Annotated in this window: 12 protein-coding genes; 11 read left to right on the top strand and 1 reads right to left on the bottom strand. The window is 60.8% G+C overall.

Annotation, left to right across the window (positions count from 1 at the left end; all coding sequences use genetic code 11):
* Positions 1-264: 264 nt before the first annotated feature.
* Complete coding sequence (locus Q8K08_RS18710; RefSeq protein WP_304800733.1) at positions 265-480, bottom strand: DUF1127 domain-containing protein; 216 nt, start codon at positions 478-480, stop codon at positions 265-267.
* Positions 481-736: 256 nt separating this feature from the next.
* On the opposite strand from Q8K08_RS18710, the gene Q8K08_RS18705 reads away from it, so the two are divergent.
* The 11 genes from Q8K08_RS18705 to Q8K08_RS18655 all read left to right on the top strand — a co-directional run bounded on the left by Q8K08_RS18705 (position 737) and on the right by Q8K08_RS18655 (position 13,427).
* Entirely contained in the window at positions 737-1,810 is a 1,074-nt protein-coding gene (locus tag Q8K08_RS18705; RefSeq protein WP_305251217.1) for an Mrp/NBP35 family ATP-binding protein, read from the top strand.
* Between the two features lie 762 nt (positions 1,811-2,572).
* Positions 2,573-2,956 (top strand): division/cell wall cluster transcriptional repressor MraZ, encoded by a 384-nt coding sequence (locus Q8K08_RS18700; RefSeq protein WP_305251215.1) that lies wholly within the window; start codon positions 2,573-2,575, stop codon positions 2,954-2,956.
* 1 nt (position 2,957) lies between these two features.
* Positions 2,958-3,965, top strand: a complete 1,008-nt coding sequence (gene rsmH / locus Q8K08_RS18695; protein WP_304804304.1) for a 16S rRNA (cytosine(1402)-N(4))-methyltransferase RsmH — start codon at positions 2,958-2,960, stop codon at positions 3,963-3,965.
* A complete protein-coding gene (locus tag Q8K08_RS18690) occupies positions 3,965-4,327 on the top strand; it encodes a cell division protein FtsL (protein WP_304804288.1) in 363 nt (120 codons plus the stop codon). The genes rsmH and Q8K08_RS18690 overlap by 1 nt, the downstream gene beginning before the upstream one ends.
* Positions 4,324-6,117 (top strand): penicillin-binding protein 2, encoded by a 1,794-nt coding sequence (locus tag Q8K08_RS18685; protein WP_304804290.1) that lies wholly within the window; start codon positions 4,324-4,326, stop codon positions 6,115-6,117. The genes Q8K08_RS18690 and Q8K08_RS18685 overlap by 4 nt, the downstream gene beginning before the upstream one ends.
* An 11-nt stretch (positions 6,118-6,128) precedes the next feature.
* Positions 6,129-7,598, top strand: a complete 1,470-nt coding sequence (locus tag Q8K08_RS18680) for a UDP-N-acetylmuramoyl-L-alanyl-D-glutamate--2,6-diaminopimelate ligase (RefSeq protein ID WP_304804292.1) — start codon at positions 6,129-6,131, stop codon at positions 7,596-7,598.
* Positions 7,599-7,603: 5 nt separating this feature from the next.
* Positions 7,604-9,046, top strand: a complete 1,443-nt coding sequence (gene murF / locus Q8K08_RS18675; RefSeq protein WP_305251291.1) for a UDP-N-acetylmuramoyl-tripeptide--D-alanyl-D-alanine ligase — start codon at positions 7,604-7,606, stop codon at positions 9,044-9,046.
* The gene (mraY, locus tag Q8K08_RS18670; RefSeq protein WP_304804294.1) at positions 9,047-10,129 is read left to right on the top strand and encodes a phospho-N-acetylmuramoyl-pentapeptide-transferase; all 1,083 of its coding nucleotides are present in this window, start codon (positions 9,047-9,049) and stop codon (positions 10,127-10,129) included.
* Between the two features lie 112 nt (positions 10,130-10,241).
* Positions 10,242-10,874, top strand: coding sequence for a DUF2161 family putative PD-(D/E)XK-type phosphodiesterase (locus Q8K08_RS18665; protein WP_305251211.1), 633 nt, complete (start codon positions 10,242-10,244; stop codon positions 10,872-10,874).
* A gap of 78 nt (positions 10,875-10,952) precedes the next feature.
* Positions 10,953-12,356, top strand: coding sequence for a UDP-N-acetylmuramoyl-L-alanine--D-glutamate ligase (gene murD / locus Q8K08_RS18660; RefSeq protein WP_305251209.1), 1,404 nt, complete (start codon positions 10,953-10,955; stop codon positions 12,354-12,356).
* Between the two features lie 165 nt (positions 12,357-12,521).
* The gene (locus Q8K08_RS18655) at positions 12,522-13,427 is read left to right on the top strand and encodes a hypothetical protein (RefSeq protein ID WP_305251207.1); all 906 of its coding nucleotides are present in this window, start codon (positions 12,522-12,524) and stop codon (positions 13,425-13,427) included.
* The last annotated feature ends 253 nt before the right edge of the window (positions 13,428-13,680 follow it).

The raw sequence follows: 13,680 nt of genomic DNA, 5'->3' as shown, positions 1-13,680 counted from the left end.
CGGCTCAGGGAGGAGGAAGAGCCGTTCGAACTATGGTGAGGGTCAATTCCAGAAAACTCTGGCCCTCAAATGATCCGCGGCACCCTCAGGGAGGAGGAGAGAGGGTGCCGCTGTTCCGACAAGCCCAGGGAGGAGGAGAGGGCTTCTCGTATCAGGTAGGAGCGTTCGCTCCGTTTTAAAGGGCGTCGGCATCAGGGAGGAGGATTGATGCCGACGCTTTTGCTACAGACCCCTGGGAGGAGGATAGGGGCCTCGCAAAGAAATTCACTTGCCGTAAGCAGCCTCGTTGGCTACGCGGGTGATCATGGTGCGGTGAATGCCCAGATCAGCCAGCTCGCGGTTCGACAGCGCCTGCAATTCGCGGACGGTTTGTTTGAACACCCGGCGACGCTCCAGACCAACGCGAATGGATTTCACGATGGCAGCGGCCCGGTCAACAATGCCGTAGGATGCAGCACGTGATGAGTTTACATAAGCCATAGCACTCTAGCCTCTCGATTTTGGGTCGGTTGCAGCGTTCTGCCGCGTTGTTAGGGATAACATGGGGCAAATGCTGCAACTGCACAATAGCCTTCTTGCGCAATGCTGCCATGCAGCGACGGCATGGCTTCTTGTCACGAAATCGTCATTAATTACAGCGCCTTCGCGTAAAATTTGAGCGTTTGGTCAAGCAAACCTTGAGGTTTCGTGCAAAGATCGCAACTGTGCTGCTCAGACAGGCAAAAGGAAAACAGCGATGACAGTTTCGCGCGATGATGTGATGGCGGCTCTGGCAGGAATTAGACTGCCGGGCGGTGGCGATCTTGTGTCACGTGACATGGTCCGGGCTGTCACCATCGAAGAAAGTACGGTGCGATTCGTGATCGAGGCGGCGACTCCGGACGAGGCGCGCCTTATTGCTCCGTTGCAGGCACAGGCCGAATCCGCCGTGCGCGCACTGGCGGGCGTTTCAATGGTCCATGCCGTTACCACCGCCCATGGCCCTGCTGCCAAGCCCGCAGCGCCCAGCCTGAAAATCGGTCAGCACCCTTCGCCGCAACAGGGCGGGCCTCAGAAGCTGGCCGGGATCGACCGGATCATTGCCATCGGCTCTGGCAAGGGCGGGGTGGGCAAATCCACCGTGTCGTCCAATCTCGCCGTTGCCCTGGCGCGCCAAGGCCGCCGGGTGGGCCTGCTGGACGCAGATATCTACGGCCCAAGTCAGCCCCGAATGATGGGCGTTTCCCGCCGTCCCGGCAGCCCCGATGGCAAGATCATCGAGCCGGTCGTGGCCCACGGCGTCACCATGATGTCGCTTGGCCTTATGCTAAAGGACAACGAGGCGGTGATCTGGCGCGGCCCGATGATCATGGGGGCACTGCAACAACTGCTGACGCAGGTGGCGTGGGGAGAGCTTGATATCCTGCTCATCGACCTGCCGCCGGGCACCGGTGATATACAACTGACACTGTGCCAGCGCACACAACTGACCGGAGCGATTGTGGTCAGCACGCCGCAGGATGTGGCGTTGCTGGATGCCCGAAAGGCGCTTGATATGTTCCTCAAGCTGAAAACCCCTGTGCTGGGTCTGATCGAGAACATGTCCACCTTCTGTTGCCCCAATTGCGGGCATGAAACGCAGATTTTCGGCCATGGCGGGGTTAAAGCCGATGCCGAACGGCTTGATCTGCCGTTCCTTGGCGAATTGCCCCTGACGCTTGCGGTGCGGCAGGCGGGCGATAGCGGCACCCCTATTGCCGCCACCGATGCCCCTGAGGCCGAAGCCTATGCGCGGCTCGCCTATCGTCTGATTGCGGGCGGCATGGCCTGAAGCGGCGGGAGGGCCCGGGATCAGCCGGGACAGACTGATCACGCCGAATCACGCAAACGGGAATTTCTGGGAAATCCGGGTGAAAGCCCCGGATTTTCGCATTTTCGGGCCATTGTGTTGTTGTATTTCTGCAATTTCCGACCCCATCCCGCAAGAAATTTTGCATTGGGTGGGAAAATCCGGGAAAGAAATCGCATTACTACATATAGCGCTCACGCTCACGTGAATACCATTTTTCCGCTGTATTTTGATCTACCTGCCCACTACATGCTGTTGCCAGCCTTACTTTTGGACCAGATCTACCCATCTTGACCCAAAATTTCCCGTTGCTTCCCAGATCATCCCATGTCATCCCTTGTGACATCGAAACGGGCAGTACGAACAGCAGCGGCAGCTTCAAGACCGCAAACAGGCGAAACAGTCAGGCTTCATACAGGCAACCCCGTTTAGACAACACAGATCCGGCGCGCGAGCGAGCAGACATCTCCCCCAGGTGGCACGCGTAGCAGGACGCCCAGCGATGGGACAGGCGGCGGATCGAGCAGTGGCAGCAGCTCGATCCGCCGTATTCATTTCTGGCCCCCGGTTCGGGGGTCACATCGACGGAAAGGGACGGGCGAAAGCTCAGGCAATATGTCGGATATGTTTCGCGGTGAATACTACCAGAAGGTAGATTCGAAAGTCCGGGTCCTGATCCCGGCACCGTTTCGACGTGTCCTTGACGCCGGTGATCCCCGCAGCTCTGAAAGTCCCCGCACCCGTATGATCATCGTCTATGGCGGCAAAGGCCGGCAGTTCTGCGATTGCTATTCCATGGCGGGCGCCGATGCTTTGGCCCGTCTGGTCGAGAGCATCCCGTTGGGCAGCAAAGACCGGGTCAAGGCCGAACGCGACCTTATCACCCGCTCTGCTACGGTGGAAATTGATGACGACGGTCGTATCGTTTTGCCCGGTCCGGTGCGCGAAAAGCTGGGAATTACGCCTGAGATGATCAAAGACGGCGTCGAAGCTGCCCTTGCCGGCGCGACCGACAGGTTCTCGTTGTGGCGCGGCGATGCCTACCGCGATGTGTTCGGCGATGACGACGATGATGACGACGGCGAAGATGCCCTTGCGGTGGTTGGCCGTTACCCAAAGGCGGTCTGACATGACAGACGCAAGCGATCAACAGCAGGGTCGCGCCCCCCATATCCCGGTGCTTTTGCGCCCCATTCTGGACCTGTGCGCGCCGATAGGCGGGCTTTGGCTGGATGGCACTTTCGGGGCGGGGGGCTATGCCCGCGCGCTGCTGGATGCCGGGGCCAGTGTGATCGGCGTTGACCGCGATCCGCAGGCGCTGGACATGGCGCAAAGCTGGCGCGGCGATTATGGCGACCGCCTGACGCTGGTGGCTGGCACCTTCTCGAACCTTGACCAATACAGCGACACGCCGCTTGACGGTGTGGTGCTGGATCTTGGCGTCAGCTCGATGCAGCTGGATCAGGCGGCGCGCGGCTTCTCCTTTATGAAAGACGGCCCCCTTGATATGCGCATGTCGCAAGAAGGCCCCTCTGCCGCTGATCTGGTCAACACCGCGGATGAGACGCGCATCGCCGATATTCTATATCACTATGGCGAAGAACGCGCCTCGCGCCGCATCGCCAAATCCATTGTCGAGCATCGCACCCGCGCGCCGATTGAGACCACGCTGCAACTGGCTGAAATTGTCGCGCGCTGCCTGCCGCGCCCCAAGCCGGGGCAAAGCCACCCGGCCACGCGCAGCTTTCAGGCTATCCGTATCGCGGTGAACACCGAGTTTACCGAACTGGCCGAAGGGCTTATGGCGGCTGAACGTGCGCTGAAACCCGGCGGGCTTTTGGCCGTGGTCAGCTTTCACAGTCTGGAAGACCGCATCGTCAAGCGCTTCTTTCAACTGGCTTCGGGCACCGAGGCCAATGCCAACCGCTATGCGCCGCAAACGGCTCTGAACACCGCGCGCTTTGAGATCGTGACCAAACGCGCCGTCGGCCCGGACGACCGCGAGCTGGATGAAAACCCGCGCGCGCGGTCGGCCAAGTTGCGTATTGGTCGCCGCACCACAGCCCCCGCGCAAAGCCTTGATCCGTCTGCCCTTGGCCTTCCGGAACCGCCGCCCCAGAAGAAAGGACGCCGCTGATGCGCCCCGTCATTTATGTTCTGTCCTTCATTGCCGTGCTTGGCCTTGGGTTCTGGGCCTACCGCGAACATTACGACACCCGGCAAGCGCTGCGCGAAGTGTCGGCTTTGAACTCTGAAATCGCCAGCCTGCGTGAAGCGCTTGCGCTTCAGCGTGCAGAATGGGCTTACCTCAACCGGCCAGACCGTCTGCGCGAACTGGCCTCTGCAAACTTTGAACGCCTGGGTCTGATGCCGCTGGAGCCTGCTCAGTTTGGCGATGCGGCGAACCTGTCCTATCCGGCGGCCGAAGAATTCTTTGGCGATATCAATAATTCGGTCATGGTCACTGGCCAGTTGAACCCCGAGGAGGATCCGCTATGACCCGCACCCCCCTCCGCCCGCTTGCCCGAATCCTCAAGGCCCGCGCGCAAGGCGAAAACCCCGATGTGATCGAGCGCGAAAACCTGCGACAGCGCCATGAAGAAATGCGTGATGCCTCGCGGTCGCGCGCAGAAGTGCGCCTGCTGATCCTTGGCTTTGCCTTTTTCGTGGCCTTTTCTGCCATCGGCGCGCGTATGGGTTTTGTCGCCACGACCGAGGCCGCCGAGCCGCGATCTTCATCGGCGGGGGCCGAAATTCTTGCGCAACGGGCCGATATCACCGACCGCAATGGCCGAGTGCTGGCCACCAACATGCTGACTCATGCGCTGTATGCGCATCCCAAAGACATGGTGGACCCGGCCCGTGTGGCGGGCGAGCTGGCTGCGATCTTCCCGGAACTGAAAGCCGACGATCTGACCCGCCGTTTCACTGACGGCCGCAGCTTCATCTGGCTGCGCAAGGTTCTTAGCCCTGAACAGATGCAAGCCGTGCATGAAATCGGTGATCCCGGCCTGTTGTTTGGCCCCCGCGAAATGCGGCTCTATCCCAACGGCCAGCTTGCCGCGCATGTTCTGGGCGGGTCGTCCTTTGGGGCCGAGGGTGTACATTCTGCCGAGGTGATCGGCACCGCTGGTGTTGAACGCGCGATGGATGCCCGGCTGCGTGATCCTGCTTTGTCGACTACACCATTGGAACTGTCGATCGACCTGACCGTGCAGGCCGCAGTCGAGGAAATCCTTGGCGCAGGCATCACCATGATGAACGCCAAGGGCGGTGCCGCCATCATCATGGATGTGAAAACCGGTGAGATCCTGTCACTGGCCAGCCTGCCGACGTTTGATCCCAACATTCGCCCCAACCCGGTGCTGCCCAAAGACGCCGAACCGGGTGACAGCCCGCTGTTCAACCGCGCGGTGCAGGGGGTTTATGAACTTGGCTCGACCTTCAAGATCTTTGCTGCCGCACAGGCAATGGAACTGGGTCTGGTCAATGCCAATACGATGGTGGATGCCAATGCACCGATGCAATGGGGCAAGCACCGCATCCGTGAGTTTCAGAACAAGAACTACGGTCCCTTGTTGTCGGTTACCGATGTCATTGTGAAATCCTCTAACGTCGGCACCGCCAAGATGGCGCTGCAAATCGGCGGCTTGCGTCAGCAGGCGTTTCTCAAATCGCTGGGCTTTTTTGAGGCGACCCCGATAGAGCTGACCGAAGCCCCCGGCGCAAAACCGCTGCTTCCCGCGAAATGGCCAGAGATTGTGACCATCACCACATCTTATGGCCATGGCATGTCGGCCAGCCCGCTGCACCTTGCTGCCGCATATGCCACCATTGCCAATGGGGGAATCACTGTCAAACCAACCATCCTGAAACAGGACGCACCGCGCCCCGGCATCCGGGTCATGCGCGAGGATGTGGCGGATGCGTCCGTGGACATGCTGCGCCAGGTGGTGACACGCGGCACCGCCAGCATGGCCGAAGTGCCGGGCTATGAGGTCGGCGGCAAAACCGGCACCGCCGACAAACCCAAACGCACTGGCGGTTATTATAAAGACAAGGTGATCAACACCTTTGCGTCGGTCTTTCCCGCATCGGACCCGCGCTATGTCGTCCTTGTGACCCTTGATGAGCCTGTGGAAACAAGCGGCACAGAGCCGCGCCGCACAGCAGGCTGGACCGCCGTTCCGGTCGCAGCCGAGATCACAAGACGCATCGCACCTCTCTTGGGAATCCGGCCAATGGTTGAAGCCTCCCCCGCAGATAGGTTAACAGCCGTGCGGAACTGAGGGGAAATGAAATGGCGACCCGCCGCGCGACACTTGCAGATCTGGGACTGACCCCAAGGGCAGGGGCAAACCCTGCCATCATTGGCATCACGGTTGATAGCCGGGCCGTGCAGCCCGGCTTTCTCTTTGCTGCACTGCCCGGCAGTCGCGTGCATGGCGCAACCTTTGCCGCCACCGCAATTGAGCAGGGCGCAACTGCGATCCTGACCGATGCTGCGGGCGCACGCCTGCTGCCCGCCAATACCCCGACGGTGGTTGTGGTGGAAGATGCGCGCGAAGCGCTGGCCCGCGCCGCCTCGCTTTGGTTTGGCGCTCAGCCCGGCCGCATGGTTGCCGTGACCGGCACCAACGGCAAAACCAGCGTGGCCACCTTTACCCGGCAAATCTGGGAGGCGCTGGATCACGCCGCTATCAACATCGGCACCACAGGCGTAGAGGGCGCATGGACCGCACCATCGGCGCATACAACCCCCGATGCCATAACCCTGCACGCCATGCTGGCACAGGCGGCTGAGGCGGGCGTGACCCATGGCGCTATGGAGGCGTCTTCGCACGGTCTTGACCAGCGCCGGATGGATGGCGTGCGGCTGTGCGCAGCAGGGTTCACCAACCTCACGCAAGATCACCTCGACTACCATCATACGATGGAGGCTTACCTTTCGGCCAAGGCGGCGCTGTTCACCCGGCTATTGCCGGATGAGGCTGTGGCCGTGGTCAACCTGAACGGCGCACACGGGTCTGATATTGTCGAGCTGTGCCTTGACCGGGGCCTGCCGACCATGACAATCGGCCATGGTCAGGGGGCCGACCTGCGCCTTTTGTCGCAACGCTATGATGCTACCGGGCAGGACTTGCGCTTTTCGTGGCAGGGCCAGCCCCATATGACCCGGCTTAACCTTGTGGGCGGGTTTCAGGCCGAGAATGTGGCGCTTGCGGCTGGCCTTGCCATCGCGTCCGGTGACGATCCAGGGGCGGTGTTTGCAACCTTTCCCCGGCTGACAGGTGTGCGGGGCCGGATGCAGCTTGCCGCCACCCGCAGCAATGGTGCGGCGGTCTATGTCGATTACGCCCATACACCCGACGCGATAGAAACCGCGCTCAGGGCGTTGCGCCCGCATGTCATGGGCCGCATCGTCATCGTATTTGGCGCAGGTGGCGACCGCGACACCACCAAACGCCCGCTGATGGGGGCCGCCGCGAGCGCCCATGCTGATGTGCTCTATGTCACCGATGACAACCCGCGCGGCGAAGACCCCGCCACCATCCGCGCCGCAATCATGGCCGCCTGTCCCGACGCCACCGAAGTCGGCGACCGGGCCGAAGCGATCCTGCGCGGTGTCGATGCCCTGCAACCCGGCGATGCGCTGCTGATTGCGGGCAAGGGGCATGAAACCGGCCAGACCATCGCCGGGCAAGTCTATCCGTTTGATGATGTGGAACAGGCCAGCGTCGCTGTGGCCGCGCTGGATGGGGTGATTTGATGGGCCTGGTGCCACTCTGGACCGCTGCCGATGCCGCCCTTGCCAGTGGGGGTAAAATCACCCTGCCATGGCAGGCAAGCGGCGTGTCGATCGACACCCGCACCTTGCAAAGGGGCGATCTGTTCGTTGCCCTGACCGATGCACGCGACGGCCATGACTTTGTGGCGCAAGCCCTTGCCAAAGGCGCGGCGGCAGCCCTTGTGACGCACCACCCCGACGGTGTGGCCAAAGACGCGCCGTTGCTGATCGTGCCGGATGTGCTGCAAGCGCTTGAAAAGCTGGGCACCTTCGCCAGATCCCGCACGCGGGCCAAGGTCGTCGGTGTCACCGGGTCGGTCGGCAAGACCAGCACCAAGGAAATGCTGCGCGCCATCCTTGGCGGGCAAGGCCGGGTGCACGCCGCCGAGGCAAGCTATAACAACCATTGGGGTGTGCCACTGACGCTGGCACGGATGCCTGCGGATGCCGATTTTGCGATCATCGAAATCGGTATGAACCATCCCGGCGAAATTGCCCCGCTCGCCCGGATGGCGCAGCCGCATGTGGTGATGATCACCACGGTCGCCGCCGCCCATCTGGAGGCGTTTGAGAATGTCGAAGCCATCGCCCATGAAAAAGCTGCGATCATGGACGGCCTTGTGCCCGGTGGCGTGGCCATCCTGAACGCCGATCTGGCCACGACGCCGATTTTGTGCGCCAAAGCTGCATCCGTCGGAGCAGCCACCTTCCTTTTCGGCGCTACCCTTGGTGCGCATTACCACATGGACCACGCCGATATCACCGACGATGCCACCGTGGTCCGCGCCACTTGCAACGGCGCAGCTTTGCTGTTCAAGGTCCGCACCCCCGGCAAACACTTCGCGCTCAATGCGCTTGGCGCGCTTGCCGTTGCCGATGCTCTTGGCTGCGATGGCACCATCGCCGCTTGCGATATCGGCAACTGGCAGCCCCCGGCGGGACGCGGCACGCGGGAGACGATCCTGCTCGACCGGGTGGATGAAACCAATTTCCAACTGATTGACGACTCCTTCAACGCAAACCCTGCATCATTGGCCGCCAGCCTTGACGTGCTGATTGCCGCCCAGCCAGAAAACGGTGTGGGCCGTGTGGGGCAGGGCCGTCGTATCGCTATCCTTGGCGATATGCTGGAACTCGGGCCCACCGAGGCCGCCTTGCATGCGGGCATCGCCCGGCACCCCGGTCTTGATGCCTTGCACACCATCCATTGCGTCGGGCCCCGGATGCGTGCGCTGCACGCGGCATTGCCGCGCGCGCAACGCGGCGAATGGGCCGAGTCCGCCGAAGAGCTTGCCGCCCATGCCCGCCAACTTGTCGATGCCGGCGATATCGTTCTTGTCAAAGGCTCCAAAGGGTCAAAGGTCAGCCTCGTTGTTGACGCCTTGCGCAAAATGAGCCAAGGCAGCGCCCCAACAGAAGGGACTGCGTAAATGTTGTATCTGCTGACCGAGTTTTCGACGGGGGGGGATTTTTTCAACCTCTTTCGCTATATTACCTTCCGCGCTGGCGGCGCCTTTCTCACGGCCCTTATCTTCGGTTTCATGTTCGGCCAGCCGCTGATCAATATTCTGCGCCGCAAGCAAGGCAAGGGCCAGCCGATCCGCGACGATGGCCCGGCCTCGCATTTCGCCAAGGCAGGCACTCCCACGATGGGCGGGCTTTTGATCCTGTCGGCGCTGCTTGTCTCCACCCTTTTGTGGGCGCGGCTTGACAACCCTTATGTCTGGATTGTCCTGCTGGTCACCATCGCTTTTGGCCTGATCGGTTTTGCCGATGACTACGCCAAGGTCACCAAGCAAAATACTAAAGGTGTCTCTGGCAAGGTCCGGTTTTCCGCTGGGCTGATCATCGCGGCGCTTGCCACCTTTGCCGCTGCCAGTTTCCATCCCGCGACCCTTACCAACCAGCTTGCCTTTCCCTTCCTGAAAGACCTTTTGCTGAACATGTCGTTCTTCTTCATCCCTTTTGGCATGATTGTCATTGTGGGGTCGGCCAATGCCGTGAACCTGACAGACGGGCTTGACGGTCTTGCCATCATGCCAGTGATGATCGCGGCCGGCACCTTCGGCGTGATCGCCTATGTGGTTGGCAACTTTAACTATACCGACTACCTCGGCGTCCACTTTGTCCCCGGCACAGGGGAGCTGCTGATCTTCTGCGCCGCTCTGTTCGGCGGCGGCATGGGGTTCTTGTGGTATAACGCACCCCCCGCCGCCGTCTTCATGGGCGACACCGGCAGCCTCGCTCTTGGTGGCGCGTTGGGCGCCATCGCCGTTTGCACCAAGCATGAAATCGTCCTCGCCATCGTGGGCGGTTTGTTCGTGGTCGAGGCGCTCTCGGTCATCATTCAGGTGCTCTACTTCAAACGCACCGGCAAACGCGTCTTCCTGATGGCCCCTATCCACCATCATTTTGAAAAAAAGGGCTGGGCCGAGCCGCAGATCGTCATCCGTTTCTGGATCATCAGCCTGATCCTCGCCCTGATCGGTCTGGCCACTCTTAAGGTGCGGTGAACCGGCCCTGCAATAAAACCCGCTTTGCGCATATTTTCTGTTCCTAAATATCCCACGGGGGTCCGGGGGTGTGAAACCCCCGGCGCGCACCGCTTGCCCAAGGAGCCCCGCCTTGAAGGAGTCCGATCTCTACCCCCCCGTCAAAGCCTTCCTCGAAGCGCAGGGCTATACCGTCAAGGCCGAGGTTGGCGCGGTGGATGTCATGGCCTGCCGCGACTCTGACCCGCCCTTGATTGTTGAACTGAAGACCGCCCTGAACCTCGCCCTCATCCTGCAAGGTGTGGCCCGCCAAGGGCTGTTCGATCATGTCTATCTCGCCGTGCCGCAGCCCGCGAAATGGACCCACCGCTACCGTGACCTGACAGTGCTTTTGCGTCGACTTGGCCTTGGCCTGTTGACCGTGCGCGACGGGCTGGTCGAGCCGCACCTTGACCCCGCCCCCTATCAGCCGCGCAAGAACGTGGCCAAAGCTGGCCGTCTGCTGCGCGAGTTTCACAAGCGGCAGGGCGATCCGAATATCGGCGGCACCACCGGCATCAAACGCGTGACCGCCTACCGGCAGGATGCGATGCGCCTTGCTGCCGCCCTTGGCGGAATGCCCGAAGGCACCAGCCCCGCAGCGCTTGCCAAGGCGACCGGCATTGCCCGCGCCGCCGCCATCCTGCGCGCCAATCATTATGGCTGGTTCGACCACCCGGCAAAGGGCCGCTATGCCCTGTCTGCTGCAGGACAGGCCGCGCTGTGACCCGCGCGCCAAAGCCGCCCCCTTCCAAGATCGCGCGCCATCCCTTATCCCGTCTGGATCAGTAAGAAGGGGCGACAGATGATTCCGGTAAAGGGCTATGCGGGCGCAAAGGTTGCCGTTCTGGGTCTGGGTCGCTCTGGTCTTGCGACCGCGCGCGCGCTGACGGCGGGGGGGGCTACGGCCCTGCTATGGGACGATAGCCCGGAAGCCCGCGCCAAGGCGGAAGCGGACGGTTTCGAGCTGACAGATCTGACACGCCAGACTGCATTTGACGATGTGGCGGTGCTGATCACCAGCCCCGGGATCCCGCATCTTTACCCCTCGCCCAACAAGGTCATCTCCCGCGCGCTGGAGGCGGGTGTGCCAGTAGACAATGATATCGGCCTGTTCTTTCGCAGCTTTGCCACAGCCGATTGGGATGACTTTGAAACCGCCCCGCGCGTGGTTTGTGTGACCGGGTCGAATGGCAAATCCACCACCACGGCGCTTATTCACCACATTCTGGACGTTGCAGGCAGGCCGTGCCAGATGGCGGGGAATATTGGCAAAGGTGTCTTGTCGATTGACCCGGCGCAGGATGGCGAGGTGGTAGTTCTGGAACTTTCCAGTTATCAGACCGACCTTGCCCGCGCGCTGACCCCTGATATTGCGGTGTTTACCAACCTATCGCCCGATCATCTGGACCGCCACAACGGCATGGGCGGCTATTTCGCCGCCAAGCGCCGGCTGTTTGCCGAAGGCGGGCCGGACCGCGCGGTGATCGGTGTGGATGAGGTCGAGGGACAGTTTCTGGCCAATCAGATGGGCATGGGGCCGCTGGATGACCGGGTGATCCGTATTTCCTCCGGGCAAAAGCTGGACCAGTTCGGCTGGAGCGTGTTTGCCCGCAAAGGCTTTTTGTCTGAATGGCGCAAGGGGCGGCAGGTGGCCAGCCTTGATCTGCGCAACGTATCTGGCCTGCCGGGGGCGCATAATCACCAGAACGCCTGTGCTGCCTATGCGGCGTGCCGCGCATTGGGCGTTGCGCCAAAGATGATTGAGGGCGCGCTGCATTCCTTTGCAGGCCTGCCGCACCGCAGTCAGATGGTCGGCGAACGGGACGGTGTGCGCTTTGTCAACGACTCGAAAGCCACCAATGTCGACAGCGCGGCCAAGGCGTTGCAGGCCTTTCCCGCGATCCGCTGGATTGCCGGGGGTATGGGCAAAGACGGCGGCATCGCCGGGCTTGCACCGCATCTTGGGGCCGTCGTCAAAGCCTATCTGATCGGTCACTCTGCCCGAGACTTCGCGTTGCAGCTAGGCGACACCCCGCATGAGATCTGCGAAACGATGGCGTCTGCCGTAACCCGCGCCGCCGCCGATGCGCTGCCCGGCGAGGTGGTTTTGCTTGCCCCCGCCGCCGCAAGCTTTGACCAGTATCCGAATTTTGAAAAGCGCGGCGACGACTTTGTTGCGCAGGTGCATGCGGTGCTTGCGGGCTGACAGCGGCAAGAGGGGCGGGTGCTGGTACAACTTCTTTGCGCGCAAGGGCATCACGCCTTTTCATCCCCTGCCGCATGGTCGTTCAACCCACCCCTGTGAATCAGCTTGCAAGACAACTGCTATGACGTACTCTTGTCATGAGCGAGTTTCGAAAGGGGTTGCGAGTTGAATTTGTTTGGAAAATCAGAGCAAGCAGGCGGGTGGGCTTCGACCCATTTTCCTGACACCTGGTGTGCGAAAACCTATCGCAAGCTTCATCCGGATCTTGCGGATATGGACGATACGACTCTTGAAGATCACTATGCGCAGCACGGTAAAAAAGAGGGGCGACAATCCTGCCCGGTTCGCAACCGTTTTGACTTTATCAAACTTTTGAACGAAATCCGGCCTGCGTTGGAGATCGGGGCCTTTGACGCCCCACTTCTAGAGCAAACGCACGTTAAGCATTTCGATGTGCTGGATCAAGCCGCGCTTAGAAAGCGCGCCAGCGAATTGAACCGAAATGCCCAGACAGTCCCATACATAGATTTTTTCTCAACTAAAGCAGACCTTTCCGTCGTGGCCGAAAAGTTCAAACTGATTATTTCGAGCCATGCGATCGAGCACACGCCGGATCTTGTCAGGCATCTTCTGGATGTCGAGAAAATCCTGACGCATGACGGCGTTTATGCCCTTATGATCCCAGACTGTCGATATTGCTTCGATCATTTTATCAGCCCGACCACGATTGCCGAAATTCTCCAAGCCCATGTAGAGAAAAGAAAAGTCCATACCTTGGCCAGCGTGATCGAACACCGCGCGCTGACCACACACAACGATCCTGCACGGCACTGGCGCAAGGATCACGGAGTGCCAAGCGGAACTGACACTGACCGTCTGGCCGCCTCGATACAGGAGTGGCAGAACAGCAATGGTGGCTATGTCGATGTTCACGCGTGGCAGTTCACGCCTGACAGCTTTGCTCTTAACATTGCGCTGCTCAGGAAAATCGACCTCATCTCCTTGAAACCCTTGCGGGTTTATCAGACGGTTCATGGGGCAAATGAGTTTTTGGCTGTTTTGTCGCGGTAGCGTTCGCTTCTTCCTTGCGCGAAGTCGCTACCAGAATTGCCGCGCAGGGGCATAGATTGAGCCTGTGCGGTCTGTTGCAGGCGGGCGTTTGCCACTGATGCAGAGGGATGGTCCGCTTGGTGCCGCTGACAAAACACGATCGATCACGCGTGGGGCGGTCCGCTTTCTTCTGGCTTTGCGCCGCGTTCTTGGTTAGTATTTGAGCCAGACCCGGCAAACGGGCAATCGGCAGTGCAGGCATTACAGGCGGTTT

The organism is Pseudotabrizicola sp. (genome assembly GCF_030684215.1).
In the GTDB taxonomy this organism is placed as follows: domain Bacteria; phylum Pseudomonadota; class Alphaproteobacteria; order Rhodobacterales; family Rhodobacteraceae; genus Pseudotabrizicola.
This window is presented reverse-complemented; position numbering and strand designations above follow the sequence as displayed.

Bases quoted from the DNA above. Each gene is read 5' to 3' on its own strand.
- Q8K08_RS18710 (WP_304800733.1), bottom strand. From the start codon at position 480: ATGGCTTATGTAAACTCATCACGTGCTGCATCCTACGGCATTGTTGAC.
- Q8K08_RS18705 (WP_305251217.1), top strand. From the start codon at position 737: ATGACAGTTTCGCGCGATGATGTGATGGCGGCTCTGGCAGGAATTAGA.
- Q8K08_RS18700 (WP_305251215.1), top strand. From the start codon at position 2,573: ATGATCATCGTCTATGGCGGCAAAGGCCGGCAGTTCTGCGATTGCTAT.
- rsmH (WP_304804304.1), top strand. From the start codon at position 2,958: ATGACAGACGCAAGCGATCAACAGCAGGGTCGCGCCCCCCATATCCCG.
- Q8K08_RS18690 (WP_304804288.1), top strand. From the start codon at position 3,965: ATGCGCCCCGTCATTTATGTTCTGTCCTTCATTGCCGTGCTTGGCCTT.
- Q8K08_RS18685 (WP_304804290.1), top strand. From the start codon at position 4,324: ATGACCCGCACCCCCCTCCGCCCGCTTGCCCGAATCCTCAAGGCCCGC.
- Q8K08_RS18680 (WP_304804292.1), top strand. From the start codon at position 6,129: ATGGCGACCCGCCGCGCGACACTTGCAGATCTGGGACTGACCCCAAGG.
- mraY (WP_304804294.1), top strand. From the start codon at position 9,047: ATGTTGTATCTGCTGACCGAGTTTTCGACGGGGGGGGATTTTTTCAAC.
- murD (WP_305251209.1), top strand. From the start codon at position 10,953: ATGATTCCGGTAAAGGGCTATGCGGGCGCAAAGGTTGCCGTTCTGGGT.